General features: G+C 62.1%; 9 protein-coding genes. 1 reads left to right on the forward strand and 8 read right to left on the reverse strand.

Going from position 1 to position 17,577, the window contains the following annotated elements; translation table 11 throughout:
* Positions 1-218: 218 nt before the first annotated feature.
* From ASE90_RS05350 to ASE90_RS05375, 6 genes are all read right to left on the reverse strand, one after another.
* Entirely contained in the window at positions 219-3,302 is a 3,084-nt protein-coding gene (locus tag ASE90_RS05350; protein ID WP_055996876.1) for a sacsin N-terminal ATP-binding-like domain-containing protein, read from the reverse strand.
* Positions 3,303-3,304: 2 nt separating this feature from the next.
* Positions 3,305-6,517 (reverse strand): DEAD/DEAH box helicase, encoded by a 3,213-nt coding sequence (locus ASE90_RS05355; RefSeq protein WP_055996879.1) that lies wholly within the window; start codon positions 6,515-6,517, stop codon positions 3,305-3,307.
* Positions 6,514-7,071, reverse strand: coding sequence for a hypothetical protein (locus ASE90_RS05360; RefSeq protein ID WP_055996882.1), 558 nt, complete (start codon positions 7,069-7,071; stop codon positions 6,514-6,516). Before ASE90_RS05360 ends, ASE90_RS05355 begins: the two co-directional genes overlap by 4 nt.
* A gap of 116 nt (positions 7,072-7,187) precedes the next feature.
* Positions 7,188-7,502 (reverse strand): hypothetical protein, encoded by a 315-nt coding sequence (locus tag ASE90_RS05365; protein ID WP_055996885.1) that lies wholly within the window; start codon positions 7,500-7,502, stop codon positions 7,188-7,190.
* A gap of 12 nt (positions 7,503-7,514) precedes the next feature.
* Positions 7,515-10,022, reverse strand: coding sequence for a S8 family peptidase (locus ASE90_RS05370; RefSeq protein WP_055996888.1), 2,508 nt, complete (start codon positions 10,020-10,022; stop codon positions 7,515-7,517).
* A complete protein-coding gene (locus tag ASE90_RS05375) occupies positions 10,015-11,220 on the reverse strand; it encodes an AAA family ATPase (protein ID WP_055996891.1) in 1,206 nt (401 codons plus the stop codon). Before ASE90_RS05375 ends, ASE90_RS05370 begins: the two co-directional genes overlap by 8 nt.
* A 277-nt stretch (positions 11,221-11,497) precedes the next feature.
* Between ASE90_RS05375 and ASE90_RS05385 the strand changes: the two genes are divergently transcribed.
* Positions 11,498-12,253: a hypothetical protein gene (locus ASE90_RS05385; RefSeq protein ID WP_162235048.1), complete on the forward strand. Its 756-nt coding sequence runs from the start codon at positions 11,498-11,500 to the stop codon at positions 12,251-12,253.
* Positions 12,254-12,734: 481 nt separating this feature from the next.
* Here ASE90_RS05385 and ASE90_RS05390 read toward each other — a convergent pair whose 3' ends face one another.
* Together ASE90_RS05390 and ASE90_RS05395 are read right to left on the reverse strand one after the other, a co-directional pair.
* Complete coding sequence (locus tag ASE90_RS05390; protein WP_055996899.1) at positions 12,735-15,806, reverse strand: AAA family ATPase; 3,072 nt, start codon at positions 15,804-15,806, stop codon at positions 12,735-12,737.
* On the reverse strand, positions 15,803-17,557 hold the full coding sequence (locus ASE90_RS05395) for a S1 family peptidase (RefSeq protein WP_162235049.1): 1,755 nt from the start codon (positions 17,555-17,557) through the stop codon (positions 15,803-15,805). Before ASE90_RS05395 ends, ASE90_RS05390 begins: the two co-directional genes overlap by 4 nt.
* Between the last annotated feature and the right edge of the window lie 20 nt (positions 17,558-17,577).

Consider the following 17,577-nt stretch of genomic DNA (forward strand, 5'->3'; position numbering starts at 1 on the left):
CGGCCGCTTTCGGGTGCGCAGGCGACGAAAGCGACCATCCGTTCATGGAGGACGTGGCGGCGGCTATCGACCAACTCACGACGTTCAACGATGTCGTTGCAAGCGTCCGCTTCCATCAACAGCTGCCGTCGCCGAACGACTGAACAGGGAACATTCGCGACTGTCAGCTATGCATCTTGAGCTCTGCTAGAGCCGCCGTTCCAGGATACGAATGGTGATCAGCTTGGACGCCCTGTTCCGCTGACGGTGCGAATGTCGTCGAGATGGACCTGCGTGAAACGAAGCCGGACCGGTTCACCGGCCAGGATGATGTCGATTTCGGGAGCCGTCGCACTGGCGATAAGCGCGCGCAGCTCCGGGTCGGACATTGGGTTTGCATGGCGCCATTTCGCGGCGCAGACCGGACACATGGCAAGATGGGTCTCGGCGTGCTCGGTCGTCAATCCGTCGAGCAGTTCCGAGGCCTCAAAATAGGGCGAACCGTCCGGCAGCGCGAAGGGCATCTTCTTCTGGCATGCTTGGCAGATCATGTCGCCAAGCGGCGTTGTGTAATGGTCTTCGAGATAGCTGCGCGCGGTCGCTCGGCTCTCATTGTTACTCGTGCGGACGCTGCGCTCCCTGACTTCATAGGTCTTGGCCGGCGCTTGCTGCGCGCGCGCGGCGACGCGCGCCGCGCGCCGATCGGGGTCGCGCGTTTCGCGCTCGGGGAACTCGATTTGTTCGTAGGCGCGCGCGTCGAGCTTGCGCGCGATATCCTCGTTCAGCGCTGCGAGGACATCGGCCGGCAGGCCCTCAAGCTTTTCGACCAGGTCTGCATTGAGGCCGATCAGTTCGCCCGCCTTGAGGCGTGCCTTATGCTGGTCGCTGCGCTTACGCTGCTCCTCGCCAAAACCGATCGCCTGCAACCACGGTTCGTTGCCACCCTGGCTGAAACCGGCCGCAAGCTCGGCGGCAGTGATTGCGCGGGGGCGCCGCATGGTTCCGTCTTTTGCGGGTACCCACGCGGCATCGCGAAGCGCGATCGCGAGTGAGGAAGGACCCGTATTCGCCGCGCGAGAGGCATTTGGCGAAAAGCGAGCTGCCATCGCCGAGGCGCCGTGTGGCTTGACCGCATCCCAGATCAACCGCGAGATCGCCGGATCACCTCGCGCCAGCAAGGCATCGATTTCCTCTATAGTGTGGTCGATGTTTGTGCCCGAACTCATATGTCGCGTGGCGCCGAAGCCGCCGTGCAATTCGCTCCAATTCGGATGGGTGTAAGGAATTGTGGAATAGACGACCGCGAGACCGTCCTCGACACCGCATTCCGTCAGGAAGTCGACGAGATCCTTGCGCTTGAGCTTGTCATAGCCGTCCCAGAGCGCGAGCCGATCACGGCCTTCGACGCTGCCATCATAGACCTTGTCCAAGGCTGACTGTAGGTAGGCCGCGCCGAAATAGACCGTGTCGGCGTCGTGGTAATCGGCATTCGGCCCGGCCCGGACGATCGTCTTGCCAGCGAACAGGCTGACATCGTTGTGGCCTTTCCACCAGCGCATGAACCTGCGCATGTGCTGGAGGTGCCGCTCGCGGTTGGGTCGCGGCCCATCGCCAGCATATTGGGTACGGATGATCGCCTGCAGATAGGCTTTTTCATCAACGTCCTTGACGCCGAGACGGCGCAACAGCGCTTCCACATCCTTCCCGCGTCCGCGGCCCCCGCGGATGAGGCTGTTCTTGACCAGATACAGGTCACACTGACCAGCTTCAGGGTCGAGCGCGGTATCAGCGGGTGGGAACAAAGCGATATTGGGCGCGCCCCGACGGCTGCCCTCAATGCGCACGAAGCACAGATTGGCGACGGAGACCGGCCGCTTCTGAGCTTTCATCGCGGGATCGAGCGCCAGATAGAAGCGCTGGGCGTAGTCGTCGCTCAAGCCATCGAACCAAGCAAGAGCAAGCTTACGGGCTTCGATTTCGGCAGGATTCCAGAGATGATTCTGCCCGAAGGCGCGCTGAAACGCACTGAAGAAGTCGGTATGCCCCCATTCCTCGATCTTGAGCATGGTGAGAAACGACTCTGTCCGACTATTGCGTAAGCCGGTGACGATCCAGCTTTTCGCGGCGCGGCCGCCGAATTGCGCAAGGCCCTCGTCGCCAAGCAGCTCCCGTAATTCGGCCGGCCCGCGGATCGCATCGCTGGCAATTACGAACGGCCCGGCATGTGACGCGATCAAGGCTTCGGATGTGAACCGTTTCGCGACGATCGACCGGATTGGCGCGAAGATCGTAGGCAACTCATCGCCTGCATTGGGAAGCAGCTCCATGACCCCGCGCTTCAGCAGCCCACGATCGCGCAATCCCGCGAGCGAATCGGCAACCAGCGCGCCGAGTGTTTCGATAAGCTCGGCGTTCCAGGCATCGTCGAGCTTGATGTTGGCGCGGTTGTCGGTGAGCTGGAACGGCCCGTGAATCAGAAAATGCAGGCCGGTGATCTCCTGCGTTTCGAAGAATACCATCAGTCTGGTAGGTGCTTCCTCCGGGATGAGCTCGCCGCCATCATTCATGCGGAGGGCCGCCTTCACCTCGTACTGCTTGCGTTGCTCGTGTTGCTCGACGGATCGCGACAGGATGAGAAAGCGCTCACGGTGTGGAGTGCCATCAGGAAGCACCGATCGGATCGATCGGATGCCATCGCTGTTGTCGCTCACGTCTGCGTGACCTGTTCGCTCGCCATCGACCCACTGCAGACGCTTGATGTTCTGAAGGAAAAGCAGCGAGCGCGGTCCGGACGTGGCAAGGCCGTCGCGCGCGCGCTCGAGCGTGATCTCGGCCTTATCTGGCCTGAGCGGCAGAACGATCCGGGTCGTGAGGCCGCGATGCTCGGAAGCGACGAGGCGCGGCACCACCAGATTCTCGATCGCGAACGCGAGCGGTACGCCCTCGGTATGCGAGTGGACCTCGGGTCTTTCGGTGATCACGTAGACGGATTTGAAGCCGATACCGAAGCAGCCGATCTTGTGGCCATCGTCTAGCTTCGTCGTGTTCCCGATCCCGGTGATGCCTTCGATATCGCCACGATCGAATGGCCGGCCGTCATGCTCGAACTGGATTCGATCGGAATCAAGCGAGAAGCGCACCCAGCTGGCTCCGGCGTCTTCGGCATTTTGCAGCAGCTCGAAGATGAAATGGCTCGGATCGGCATATTTCTCGACCGTCGCGTTCCAGATGCCGCGATCGAAATCATTCTCGTGGCTGGCGTCGACCCAGCGCTGTCGCTTGGCGCGAAGGGTGTCGAGCCAGATGTCGAAAGCTGCCTCCATGATCAATGCTCCACGCGCAGGATGCCGGCCGCTACGCGGCGGGGAAGGATGTCGGCGCGCCGTTCGGCCGCCGCGAGATTGTCGAGCGCCTCGGTGTGATCGGCGCGAGCGCGCGCGAGCTGGCCGAGGCGCATGCGGCGGATGCGATCCTCCGACACCAGCCGCAATTGCTCTTCCAGAATGGCGATCCGGGCGTTGTGGCTGGCTTCGAGGCTATCCCGGCGGAAGCGGGCAATCTCGCCCGCCTCCGCGATATGGGCGGCGCGACGGCGGGTCCAAAGTTCGTGGTGCCAGCCTTCCAGGCCTTCAATCACGGCGACGCTAGGCAGGCCGACATCATCAGCATCCTGCGCTGTGGCAAAGATGTCGGTGAACGCGGCGCTGACGATCGGATCCTCTACGACCGAGACTAGCATGGCATCCTCGCGCAAGCCGCGCATCTGCCATTGGTAGATGGCGAACGGGTGATCGCCGACCGGCAGCGTCGGATCGGCGACCTTCAAGGTCACCTGGATCTCTTCGTCGCGGGCGAACGATCGGGCGGCCGCCTGGGTCAATGGATGAACCGGGGTGATGAAGGCCAGGCCGCGATCGGTGTTGGCGGTGTCGCGGTCGAAGGTCAGCGCGAGGGTCTGCTGATCGCCGCGCAGCCAGCTTTCCCATTCCCGCTCGGCCAGATTGAGGCGTGTGCCGCGCCCGCGTGCCGGGACCAGCCTGCGCCGTGCGTCGGCGGAGAGCCGCAGGCTCTTGACCGGCCCCTGGCCACTGATCGGGTTGCGGCCGACTTCGAGTTCGCGCTCGAGATGCAGTCCGACCAACCGCTCGAGCGCGCTCGGTTCCAACCAGCGGCTCGACGCCTGCGCGATTTCGTCGTCGATCCGGTTGCGCTCGATACGCACGCCAAACAGCTCGGCCTCGCGTTCCTCGAGCGCATCGGCCTCGATGACCTGGCGGATTTCATTGTCGGCCAGCTGCTGGAGGCGCGCGCCACGTTCCTCGTCAGTCAGCGTGAAGTCATCCGCCACCGCCTGGAGCGCGCCGGCGATCTCGCCCAGGATTGCCTCACCGCCGCCGATGGCGCGCTCGAACACACCAATCCGCAACAGGCAGCGGTCGAAGATGTCGAAGTCGACGGTGCCCGGCGTCACGAAATTGTAGATCGCGACGGTCTGGCTAGCCTGACCGTAGCGGTCGATACGGCCGATCCGCTGCTCGATGCGCATCGGGTTCCAGGGGATATCGTAATTGACCAGTGCATCGCAGAACTGGAAATCGAGACCTTCCGAGCCAACTTCTGAGGACAGCAGCACGTCGATCGCGTAAGGATCTTCCGGCGGCAGCGCGAACGCCTTGCGCAGGGAGCGACGATCCTCATCCGTGACGCCGCCATGGATGAGCCCGACGCGAACGCCGTTCGCGCGCAGCGCCGCTTCGACATAGGCCAGCGTGTGCCGGAACGAACTGAACAGGAGCAGCCGGCGATTGGGCATCTCGGTTTTCTGGCTGATGATTTCGATCAGACGGGCGAGCTTGGGATCGTCCGCCGACAGCGCCCGCGCGCGCTCGACGATGGCGGCGATCTCGGCCCGGATCGAGTCGACCGCCGTCTCCGTCTCAAGCGGATCGCCGCCGATCTCGACCAGTTCAAGGTCGGTCAGGCGCCGCGACAGGATCGATTCTAGGAATGGCAGGAGACCGTGGAGAGAGCTCGCGGCCTGGCGACGGATGGTGGTCATCAGAAAGCCCAGCGGCCCTGCGCCATGCGTCCGCAGGTAGATCGCGCGCTGGAGGGACAGGAGGTCATCATGGATGGTGCGTTGTTCGGGCGTGAAGGGTACCTCGATGGTCCGGGCCTTGCGGCTGGTGAAGTTGCCGATGTCGCGGCGCCGCGTGCGGCTGATCATCGACGCAAAGCTGTGCAGACCTTCTGCCGGGCGTATCAGCCGGACGCGATCATCGTCGGTCTCCGCCGCTGCCGTCGCGGCCAGCAGATTGCGAAACTCCGGCGAAGGCGCGAGCATAGCGCGACCCCAGTCGGTGGCGGCGGCTTCCTGGAAGTGGCCGCGTGCAGCGGCCTGCCAGCCATCTGAGGCGCCGCGGATGGCCGCGATCGCTGCGTTGATCGCCTCGTTCGGTTCGGCCATGCGTTCGAATGTCGGCCGATCGATGACGAGATCGGGGCGGAGAAGATTGAGCAGGGAAAAGAGATCCCCCGTGCCCAGTTGCACTGGCGTGGCGGTGATCAGCACCACCGCTTCGGCATTGTCGGCTAGCAGCCGCAATCCTTGATGCAGGCTGGTGTCGCTGTTGCGAGCATTATGGGCTTCGTCGACGATCAGCAGATCGAAACGCGGGGGCGTATCGAGCGTGCTGAGACCCGGACCGCGCCCGCCGCCGCGCTGGCCGAAGCCCTGCAGTAGATTGTCGTTGACCAGCGAGAAGGGAAGGATGGCGCGCGAGAAGCGGTCGGGCCATTCGCCCTCGATATCGGTCTGGTCGAGACAGTAGCGCAAGTCGTCGCTGGCTAGGGTCACAAATTCCTCGTCGAAGCGGCGCATCTCGCGGTGCCACTTCTCTTCCACGACGAGCGCCTTCGAGCAGACGATGAGGACCGAGCGCAGCGGGCGGCGCGCCTGCAATTCACGTAGCAGCAGACCGGCTTCGATCGTCTTGCCGACACCTACCTCATCGGCGACCAGCATGCGCGGGCGATCGGCGCGCACGAACTTGAGCACCGGCCGAAACTGGTAGGGAATGAAGTCGATACGCCCGGCCTGCAGCGAATAAAGGTTTGCGATGCTGGGCTCGGAGAGCTGCAGCGCGGTGAGCCGCGCGCTGAACTCGTCGAGCGTCGCATGCACCGCCCCAGGCGCGAGATCCGCTGCGACGACTTGGCTGAGATACCAGGTCTCTAAACGCCCATCGATGAATACGCTGAGCCGGGTTTCGCGATTGCTGGGCGTGACGCCGGTGATCACGCCGATCCGGGCGGGATCGGAGCGGAGCGCGACGGTGGCGCCGATCGCAAAATTCGGTTGCGGGGCAGCCTGAATAGCGGTGACGCGGGTCGAGATGATCTCGCGGACCTTACGCTCAAGAGCCGTCACATCGACACCGTGTGCTTGGGCGGCGGCGACGATCTCGTCATCACTCGCCTCAAGGATGCCTTCGGCGATTAGGGCGAGAAGCTGGTCGGGGTCGCGGGGCGTCGTCATAGGGTCCATCCAGGGTTGAATTGCTCATGCAGTGTACGGATCATCCGGCGTCGGGCCGTGTCATATTGCGTTTCGTCGGTGCCGAGTTCGGCGCGCACATCCTTGCGACTGGTCTGCGCGAGGATGTGCTCGAAGATGCCGAGGGCATCCCGATCGTCGGCGAGCGCCTTGCGCATACGTTCGCGCAGGTCGGTAAAATCGTGGTTCACGGTAATTACGCTCTCGTCGCGAACGACATCGGCATCCTCGAGAAGCGGCTCTCGCTGGTCTTCATGCCGCCACTGACTGGCAATGCTGCGCATCACCTGTGACAGGAACGCGGGCAGCGCGACGTCGGCGGGCCATGGGCGGGCGCCTGACAGGACGCGCGCAAGCGCTTCATTGAGAAGCTCGGTCGCCTCGCGTCGCGGACAACCACTGATCCAAGCTTGTGCGAGCGCGGCGAGACGCAGATGATCGGTTTGGCGCAACCGACTCAACAGCCGGGCCACCTCCTCGATCGATAGCGTTTCAACCCCGTCAGACATGTCGCAGATCGTCTCCTCTTCTCCCATTGCGGAGATGCAGAGAAAAACGGGAAGCGAGGAAGAAAAAAATTGCTCAGCCTGCGGTTAGAGGCTTTCGTGCGGGCACCGGCCGAGTTTTACGTCTAGGGCGACCCTCTGTCGTCTCAGACGGCAACTGCCCTGAGCGCCTTGTCCAGCGAGAACCTGCCTGCCGAGCCATCTGTAAAGGCTACACCGAAACAGCGCGTGGTATACCCCTGGTCACGCTCGTAAATCGGGAAGAAAGACGCTGGCGCGGCGGGAAGCGGCCAATTCGTCCTCGCGCAGTAATCGCGATAGAGGGCGGTTATATCCGCCAGATCATCGCCGGAAAATGGCTGCTTGAGGTCGTTGCGTTCAAGCATTGGCGCAAAATTCTGTTTTGCTGCGGTGATCGTTGCAAAACGGCGACTGGTTCCAAGAGATACTGATTTCGCCATATACGCCTCCTATCAAACCCTCGGTGTAATGCGCGCTGCCGTTCGGATATCCGCGATCTGCGTGCCAAGGGCCTGCAAGCTCTGGCGCATGTCGTTGAACACCGGCTGCTCAGCATCCGGATCGCTGATCGTGACGATCGCTGTGAACGGCACGCCTTCCTCCGGCATGACCTCCCCGGCGCGAGTCAAATAGTCCACGAACAGCCGCCAGTTGGAGGATGCCCCAACGCCGCGCGGAAAGGTCTTGGCCAGAACTTTGACCGGGCTCCACTTCAGATCATATTCGATGCGCTCCGCCTCGATAGCAGGAGCCTCGCGTTTTGACGGAAGATAAAAAGGTTCCAATTGGCCTTTCCAGCCACCCTTTGCCGTTTCTTGCTGCAACGTGGCATTGATGTTCACACGGACAAATTCTGATCCGAACCGTGCATCGAGAGGCGGCGTGGAAACCAGGGTGATCTTCGCCCGCCCCCGGCATTTCCCGCCCGGCCCGACCAGTGAGGCCGGCCAGGGGAAACGGAAGTTGATCTGCTGATCGCGTTGAATCCGCGATGCGAAGACAAGCGTGATGCTGTGGTCGCCGGTCTCGAGAATCCGGTCTGCCGAGGGCGGCAGACCAAAGCCCACCATATGACGTGCGATCGGTGCGAGTTCCTTGGATTGCAAGGGTACCGGCATTTCGGCGTGGTGGACCATCAGGCCGATCAGGGTCTCGCGTGAGACCTCACCTTCGATGGCATGGTCAAGAACCGCAGCGGTCTTGGCGGCGAGCGGCGCAGCATAGCTGGTGCCGCAGCCATCCACGATCGTTCCATCTGGCAGGATGGAAAACAGTCCGTGCCCGAGTTCGGGATGCAGGGAACCCGCGCCACCGATATGCGCAAGATCGGGTTTCACGCCGGCGCGCAGACCCGGGCCGCGCCTGCTGTAACGAGTCGGGGCAAAAGGCACGCACCCGCCATGTCCCGGCGGATTAAGCGCCGCGACAGCGACGTTGCGTGCGCTTTCTGCGGGGGTCAGCAGACTATCGTTACGGGCGGTCGCAAGATTGGCCAGGGCCGCAGTGGCATCCACGGGCCATTCAGGCCGGAGATCCTGGGGTTGAATGTTCCCTGCCGAAATGAACATGATCGCATTGTTGCTCTCAGCGATATGATCGAGACGCGCAGCGTGAGGGCTGTAGCGATCAGGAGCCGCAGGCTGCAAGATGTTGAGGCTCATGTTGAAGACCCGCACCCCATGCCGGGCGCGAGCATCGGAGACCGCCGTCTCCATTTCATCGAAGAACTGCGGGAGGCCTTCGGGGTAGTAGGACGCGAAGGCCCCTGCCTTTCGCTCATTCGGAAACACGGCAACATCGACCAGTTCCGCGCCGTCGGGTTCCGGGCAAATTTCCACGCCATTCAAGGCGCCGCCCACGGCTGCCAGGCCGCCGATAAAGGTGCCATGCGCGAGATCGGCATCTTCGTCGGCGAGAATGTCCCAGCGATCGATAACCCAATCGGACAATGCATCGCTGATGCCGCCGTCAATGATCCCGATGCGAGGGTGCGTTCGGCGGCTATCGCGAACCGGCAGCGCAATATCGGTCGGCCGGGCACGGGCGACAGCGTTGGCCGGCTGGCTTGCGCGGACAACGATGCCTGGCAATTCGATGCGCCGGACCAGTGGATGGTTGTCGAGAAAGGCCAGCAGGCGGGCGTGGCGCGCCGTGTCCGGGCTGAACGGCGCCAACTCGCGGCGTCGCTCACTGACCGTCGATCCCGTCAGTTGCAGGACCGGTTGATCGCCCGACTGGTCTAGGCGAACGGATAGCAGCGGATGCTTGTTGCGGTGATTGGGTAAGCGTTCGACGGTCAGGCCGCGTTCGAGCTGGCTGAAACCCGCAAGGAAGCTTTCAACAAGGCGGCGCTGGCCTGCATCGAGGCGATCCCATTCCGAGCGGGGCGGCAGAGCCTCGAACAATTCGACCTGATAGCTGCCGCCGGTCGCCGGCCTGGAAAGCCACGCGACAGCTTCTTCAACGGAGAAACTGCGGCGGTCTGACGCGCCATAGAGTTCAATACGATCGATCGCGCCCGTCTCGCTTTTTCGAGCGGTGGGATGGGGCTCGTCCTTCTGCTTGGTTTCGTTGAAGCGCATCTCCGTATGCGCTTCGGCTTTTTCAATCTGCGCCGAGACCTGCCTCAGGGTGCCGGGGCGAGCCGCCACGATCATGACACCCAGATCACCTCCGCCCACGACCGGCGTGCGATCGCTGCGGAACAGGCTCGCGACCGGCCGGTGACTCTTGGCCCAGGCCTCCCGGCGCAGGATAACTTTCACAAAGCCGACATCGCCCTGAGCCTGGGCGCTCAGAACCCCCGAGATCGTATCGATCTGGCTGATGAGCGCCGCCTTATGTTTGGCAAATTCGGTATTGCGATGCGCAAAGAAGTCCTTGTGTCCGCCGCCCCCGCCAGCGTCGCGTGCTTCCTCATAATTCTCGGGGTTTAGGACGATCTGGATCGGGCTAGCCATTGGGAACTTCCCCTTCACCCGCCTTGGCTACACGGCCAAGCTGGCGGCTGACTGTTGATTTGTCCTTGCCGGCGATCTCGCCGATATCGGCCATGGAAAAGTCGAGGATCGGATCATCGCGCATCGCCCGGAACAGAGTGCCGGGGTCGTCGAACAGCAATGCCCGCCGTTCGCTTTGAACCCGCGCCGCGTTCAGTGTCGCGAACTGGCGCAATGTGTCCAAAAGTCCGCGCTTGTCCTCATCGCGCAGTGTGGTCGCCTTTTTGTATGTGCGGACGAGCGACTCGATCTCCGCCCCAGTCGAGCCCTCCGTGAACCAGGAAATCAGCCGCAAATGGCTGTCCGGCGCCTTTACAGGCGGCATGAAATGCGCGGCAATCGCCTTGCGGATTTCGAAGTCGGGCTTGGGGATTTCGAGCTGGACCTCGAAGCGCCTCCAGACGGCTGTGTCCAGCAGCTTGGGGTGGTTGGTGATGCCGATCGTAAAGCCCACGTCGCGGCGTATATCGAGGTTTTGCAGGAGCGCGTTCACCACCCGCTTGATCTCACCGACTTCCTGCGGGTCATCCCGAACCTTCGCGATGGCGTCGAACTCGTCCAGCAGCAAAACGCAGCGATGGCGGTTCGCAAAGGAGAACAGGTTGCCAATATTGCGCGCCGTCGTGCCCAGAAACGATGACACGAGGCCATCTAGCTTTACCAGCACCACGGGCAGGTCAAGCTGCTGGGCGATCCAGAGTGCCAAGCGGGTCTTGCCCGTTCCAGGGACGCCGTAGATAAGGCACGTCTTCGATGGCCGGATATCGATCTCGGCGAGGGCGTCGAAATTGACCCATTCGTCGATGATCGTATCGATGGCCTGACTGACGGTCGCGTTGAACAAGGGGGGCGTTGACTGGATGTCGGCTGGAAACATGACGTCAGCCAGCGGGGCCGACGTTTCGCGATCAACAGGCACCGGTGTGTTGCGGGTCAGAGGCTCGCCGAAAATCTGAGCCCTAGAGCGTTCGATGCGGCTCGGGGCCAACTCCTTGGTGCGCTCTGCCGTTGTCAGGATGCCGGCCAAGGTGGCCGCCTGCTTTTGTTCGCCATCCTTAGCCAAGGCATCGCGCAAACGTTCGACTTGCTTGCGCAGGGCTGGCGACGCATCGGCCATGGCGGCGCGGCAGAGGGCTTGGATGATAGTGAAATGTTCCATAATTTATCCTGGGCGCGTTGCACGGTTGCGCCATTTTGGTGCGTGTATATCGAGAAAACGTGCATTGCAATATCAAATCGTTGCATTGCTACGCGGTAATGGTGCGCATATTTGACTATACGTTGCGTGGTTGAAGGGTTTCCATGCGCGGTGGGCTCCGTCGCTTATGTGGCGGCGGTGCACTGACGGGCGGTCGCCGCGACTACGCCGAAATGCGTCGCGAAAGATCCATCGATCAGGTAGGCTTGTCTTCAGGCCAATCTAGTTGGTGGAGACGATGAAGTTTTATCGGCAAAAGGAATGGAAGACTTACTGCGTCGAGAAAATTAAACTGCATGGCGGTCAGTGCTCCCATTGTCTTCGCACCGCTCCGGACGTCGTTCTGCAGGTACATCACCGCCATTACGTCAAAGGCCGTTTGCCGTGGGATTATCCCTATGACGAATGTGACGTGCTTTGCCGGGGATGCTATGCCAAGGAACATGGTATCATCATGCCGTCGAAAGACTGGGAATTTATCGGCGAAGACGATCTTGGCGGATTGGATGGCGAATGCGAGTATTGCGGGAAGGAACTACGCTACACCCACATGGTCACGCATCCGAATTGGGGAACGATGATCGTCGGCGAAAAATGCTGCGACAATTTGACTGAAAGCACAGTAGGTAGCGAGCAACACGTTGAATTTTCGAATTACGTCCACCGTCGCAAGACGTTCATCAATTCACCAAAGTGGTGCATCTTGCCAGGCGGCGAAAGGTTCATTGAGCGGGCGGGCATAGCGATCGAGATTGTACCAGCCCATGATGGCTCGTTCCGGTTCAATCTGGATAACGTGAAAGGCCAGGGCATACATGCGACGCTGCTGGATGCCCAGATTAGTGCCTTTGACTATGTCGAAAGCGGAAAAGCGTCTGAATTTCTGGCCGAACGCCGACGCCGACTGACAGAACACAACGCGGTTAACGGCGCTATTTTCTCCGGTCAGATACACGTCAGCCGTGACTCCAAGAATTTTCGCACCCAGAGATGAACGGTCGACGCGTGCTGTTTCGTAACTTGATCACACACCGACTTACCCACCAGTCATGATAAGCAGAACGTCCGCACCTCAGTGCTGCAAATCGGCGGTTGAACGGCTGCAAATGGGTCGCCACCCGACCGGCAGCTTATGGGCCAGAAGCCGCCATACCGTTGAGCCACAAGGAACGGCAGCAAAGTCCCACTTCTTGCCGATCAGGCCTATCGGCGGTTGTCGACCAGATATTGCCGTTCACGTCTGATGGGGCGAACGTCCGGGTCTGACAGGAGCTGCCAATCGAGCATCATAAAGCCGGCGGTCGGCAGCCGCTCAGACATTGTCGTTCGGCGCGTCGCCATGGCTTCTCGAACTTGCGATTCGGGAAGCCGCTACTAGGACGGATATGGTATGTATACATGTGACCGGACATGCTGGCGCGACTGTCGTAGCGTTTGTGTTTGCCCAGCGATTCCGACGCAAGCGCAATGCGCGCTCAATCCAGGCTGAGGTGCACCGCGTCCAGCAAGACGACTAGCGCCGGCAAGAAGGCGGCAGGCACGCGGTGTCGGCGTAGATGGGCCGCCCGCCTGAATCTATTGTCCATAAGGGTGGCTATTCTAATCGCCTGATCATAGCGCTCGACCAGCATCTGGAGCAGACGATGAGGATCACCATCGGGCGCCCAGCCGGCGAGATCTTCAGTAGCCGCTGTTTCTGGATCATGGCTTTCGCCCAGTCTCAGCACGCGGGCATGGAGCGCCCAGTCAAGGACAAGAGGAGCTTGAATGCTTCCAAATCCACTGGGATCGACAGGGCTCCATTGGTCGCGAAGCCACCCGGCGGGTTTACGTCCATAGCGCCAGTCGCCCGCAATCGCGCGGCGCCATCTTTCCGCTGACGTGGCTAGGGACCGCAGTTCGGCATGGGGTCGGAAGAAGACTGTCGCCTCGGCCCATTCGGCAAAGAGGCCAAGACCAGCAATACCGGCGATGGGACTGTCGGACGGGGTGTTGAACCGGGCACCGTTGAACAGGCTGGACAGTCGACCGAGCCGCGCTTCATCGGCATGCGCTTGCTCTTCGATCCATTGGTTGCCCGGCTGGAGCGCTAAGTTGGCAGCGTAAAGGGCGTAAGGTGTGAGCGATGCGACCGCCATCGGGCCGGCCGGCACGTCGATTGAACGCTCGTCGGCCAGCCGCTGGCGCATACGCTCGCGCGCTATGGTCTCGACCTGAAATCCAGCCGAGCCCTCATGGCCATCCACATAGTGGACGAGACAATAGTTTCGTGGGTCGGGCTCGCGATCATAGGCCACGCCGCGAGATGCTGCATCCAATGCCATGGATCGAAAGCCGAGAGCACCGATTCTGGCGAGTGAGCGCGGCTGCTGCTGGGCCTCTCCCAGGATAGACAGAAGCGGCCCATTCTGGAGCGCTCGCCCAATCTCTGAGCTTCCAGTCTCGGCCCACATTTCCAGGAGAGTGGCGCCCAGCATGGGGGGCATCATGGCGACATTGAAGGGCTCAGTCGGCCGGCGGACCCGGAGGCGCTGCCGCGCGCTATGCCATTCGCCGACCCGCCAGTGAAATGCCATGATGGCGACGGACAGGTCACCATCCGGATCGATCTCACCTGCCTGGAGGACCCTTTCGACGACATAGCGGCATTCCCGCCAATCCTGGCGCTCTATGAGCCCGATTATCTCGTGGGTGGCCTCTCGCTCATCCATTTGTCGGCCGCTTGACGCACTGGTGCGGAATTGCGCGCTGCGCCGGCCTGTAGAGCGCTGGAGCTCGGTTTGCGCTGTATCGGGAAGCTCCGCGATCATGTCCGGACTGAACTGGACTGCGATGCCGGGCGCGATGCGGGGGGGCCTGGCGCCCGAGCGCATGCGCTGCAGGCGGTGATACAGGGCATCGATGCGCGATGGATTATCCTCGCGGCGTGAAAACCAGCGCTCGGCCAACAGATCTATGCGAGCGCATTGCTGGGGCTGTTCGATATAGAGTATCGGGAGCAGCACATGGCGCATGTCCGGCCGGTGGCGCACAAACCCCGGCTCGTCATCCGGGCCTACCAACCAATGCTGGGCGGCAAGCTTTGTGAAGCAGGATAAGGCCGCGGCCTCGCTCAGCGGCGGGAGATTCAGCGCCGGTGCCAGAACCTCGCGCAGAAAGTCGGCATTGATACGCCGTGCGATGAGGCCCGGATTGGCAAGGGCAGACAGCAACGGATCGTCCAGCCGCGACAGGAGGAAACGATAAAGATAGGGCGCTGTGATCTGCCGGTCGATCGCTTGGTCAGGGAGGGCAGCGCCGCCAAAGCGGCGCACGCATTCGGCCGCCAAGCGTAGCACGAGCGGATTGCCGTCAGCGATATCCTGTATATGGCCGCGGCTTGATCCAGGAACCTCAAGGCTTGCCAGCATCTGGGCCGCCGAGGCGTCATCCAGCCCTTTAAGGGCGATCAGCAGGCCGATGCGGTCGGGACAGCTGTCGAGCGCTTCTCCGCGGCCCGCAGCGAGAATATGCAGCGGTTTCACCCCCGCGTTTACAAGGTGGTCAATCCATTCGAACAGTGCGACGGGATGCTGCTCGCCGCGTCCGCGCAAGACCTCAAGCGTGTCGAGTATGAGCATCACGGGACGGCCCGATGTAGCGACGGCCTCGCCAATGGCATGGCCAAGGCGAGTGGGAAATTTAGACGCATCGGGGGCGATGAATTGCTCGCTGCCTTGCTCGACCCTCCCAGCGACGAGCCGCGCTTCGGCGAGCGCGGCGCTGTCCGGGCTGATTTGGGCGCTGACCTGGCGCGCCAATTCCATGGTGAGGCGCAAGAGGTCGAGGATGGTGAGGCCTGCCCGATCGAAATCGAGGCGCACCACAATCGGGGCTTCCTCAGCCTCGATCCGCTGGACGGTCTCTTCGAGGAGTGCGGATTTTCCAATGCCGGGAATGCCGCCGATATAGGCGGCGCGGGCGCGCGGCTGGTCGAGGCCCTGCTTGAACCAGTCCAGCAGCGCCGTCATTTCTTCAACGCGCCCGACAAAGAGCTGTTCGGTCACAAACCGGCGCCGTTCGTCGCGCTCAAAGCTGTGTAGGCGGGATTTGGCAGCGGCCAGGAAGCGCATCAAGGCTCCGCCGGCGCGCTCGATCGCCGTCACGATCGCTGCAATTCGCGCCTGATCGACACCGGGATCGGCAATGTCGCGCTCGACGACGGTTTCGGCGAAATCGCCGGTGCCAAGCGCGGCTGCAAGCAGCTGGCGTGTTTCGGGATCATAGCCCAAGGCCATGCGCTGCCCGACCGCAGCGCTCAGCGCGCCGGATTCACGCAAGCTAGTAAGGACGAACCGGCGTTCATTGGAGCGCAGCAGCCACCGTCCTGAATCATCAAGATCGACATCGCAGGCTTCGGCGAGGGCCGATGCAACCACGGCCGCAAGGCCCGGGCTCTGAAGGGCTTCGCGCGGCAGCGCGTCGTGAAGCGTGAAGCGACCCGACAGGGCCGCGAAGCGCTTTGCCGCATCGATAAGGGCGATCGTAGCCTTAGGAAGCGCACTCATAGCGCGCCTGCCTGCACAGTCGCGGTCTCGGCAAAAAGCGCACGTATCGCTGGCCGCAGGCGTTCGGCGGCCTGTTCGGCAAGCCAGGGCGCGAGGATTCCGTTGCTATGGGGAAGATCGGCGAGGGCCAGTTGAGTGAGTTCGGCGATGCGTTCCATACTGAGCGTCTTGCCGGCAGCGAGCGACGCATCGCTCAGAAAAGCGGTGATATCGCTTGGCGCAAAGCCGGAAATATAGTCCGTGACAAGACCCGGCCGGCTCTCGGCACGCGCCTGGGCGGCATTGGCATAGTCAGCGCCCGGTAGCGGAACCGCCTCGAAACCGGCAATCACGATCCGCACCCGTGGGAGGAGAATGAGCTGATCGACAAAGGCTTCGAGGGTTGAACGTATCTCATCGCCAAAAGCCAAAGCGGGATGGTCGAAATAGAGCCAGAGGCGCTGATCGATTGGCTCGAGCGCGCTGTTAATAGCGAGCGCGAGGCGGCGCCCGCGATCAGCCCCGATCGCCTCGGGCTGCGTTTGGCCTTTGGCAACCCCTTCTACGGCTGCGGGCGCGTCGACCGGGAGACCGCAGGCTGTCACACGCGATGCGATATAGCTGACTAGATCTTCAACGAGCGTCTCGAAACTGAGGCGGCACAGGCGCGCAGAGGGGTCGCGCGCTACCAGACGGTCGAGGATACGGTAGCTGAACGCCAGGCCGCTCGTATCAGCGGTCGGGTCAGCACGCTTGACGCGAATGCCGCGAATGGGTCCGTCACGCGATGCCGCCGCAAAGCCATCAAAGAAGCTCGATCGCCCTAGGATGAATTCGCCATCTGGAGAGCCATCAAGGGACCAGACACGCGGCGGCGCAATATCATTGGCGACGATCCGGGCGACATCGGCATGAAAGCAGCTTGCCGGCACCAGCCTGCCACGGTTTGTTTCCCCCCTGCCCTGGTGGATTCCCATGATCGCATAAGCGCTGTCGAAACAGCCACCGCCCGAAGAGCCGCGATCCGTCCCGACGCTATGCGACCACCGGGATTTCAGGCCGCGCAGGCGGCCGATAGAGCCCAAGCCAATCTCGGGACCGACACCCAGGGGATAATGGACAACAACGATAGCCGCGCCATTCGCATAGGCCTGGGGCGCTTTAGCGAGGCGTGCCATTCCGAAGGCGGGGCCGACCGCGCGTTCGAGCTGCAGAACCGCAAAATCCGAGAAGCCGGCCAGCTCTGCCTCATCGACGGGTAATTTATAGGCATATTCGTTGAGGCTGCATTTGGAGAAAGAAACGGGCGGGAAGACCGCGCTCATGACCTGGCCGTCGGAAAGGCGCACCTTGATCGTGGGCGGCGGGACAGGGGCTGCGGCATCGGGCGCAACGCTTGTGATGACGTGCCAGGAGGTCAGCACCGAGGTCGGCCCGATGAGGACGCCCGATCCCACAGGCTGGGTGCCGCGTTCGATCCGGCAATGAAAGCCGCTAAGGCGCCGGCAAAAGTCCTGAAAGTCTTTGAGATCCTTGCCCGGTGGCAGGGGCGGCGGCGGTGAAAAGTCGATCGGCACCCCATGAACCGCCAAGGCGCGCGCGAATATGTCAAGACGCCCTGTCGACTCCAGGACTGTCCGCCACGCTTCTCCCACATTGCCGTCGTAGAATGCCGCCAGCCCGTTGAGCGCTGCGGCATTGAGCGGCGGCTTTGCGTCGCCGAGTTGCATCGCGGACAGTGCAAGGGCGGCCTTGTCGGGATAGATCCTCACCGCATTTTCGATATCCGCTG

The organism is Sphingomonas sp. Leaf67 (assembly GCF_001421965.1).
Classification (GTDB): Bacteria; Pseudomonadota; Alphaproteobacteria; order Sphingomonadales; family Sphingomonadaceae; genus Sphingomonas.

Coding starts and splice junctions, on each gene's coding strand:
- ASE90_RS05375 (WP_055996891.1), bottom strand. CDS start 11,220: ATGGAACATTTCACTATCATCCAAGCCCTCTGCCGCGCCGCCATGGCC.
- ASE90_RS05365 (WP_055996885.1), bottom strand. CDS start 7,502: ATGGCGAAATCAGTATCTCTTGGAACCAGTCGCCGTTTTGCAACGATC.
- ASE90_RS05385 (WP_162235048.1), top strand. CDS start 11,498: ATGAAGTTTTATCGGCAAAAGGAATGGAAGACTTACTGCGTCGAGAAA.
- ASE90_RS05350 (WP_055996876.1), bottom strand. CDS start 3,302: ATGGAGGCAGCTTTCGACATCTGGCTCGACACCCTTCGCGCCAAGCGA.
- ASE90_RS05390 (WP_055996899.1), bottom strand. CDS start 15,806: ATGAGTGCGCTTCCTAAGGCTACGATCGCCCTTATCGATGCGGCAAAG.
- ASE90_RS05360 (WP_055996882.1), bottom strand. CDS start 7,071: ATGGGAGAAGAGGAGACGATCTGCGACATGTCTGACGGGGTTGAAACG.
- ASE90_RS05355 (WP_055996879.1), bottom strand. CDS start 6,517: ATGACGACGCCCCGCGACCCCGACCAGCTTCTCGCCCTAATCGCCGAA.
- ASE90_RS05370 (WP_055996888.1), bottom strand. CDS start 10,022: ATGGCTAGCCCGATCCAGATCGTCCTAAACCCCGAGAATTATGAGGAA.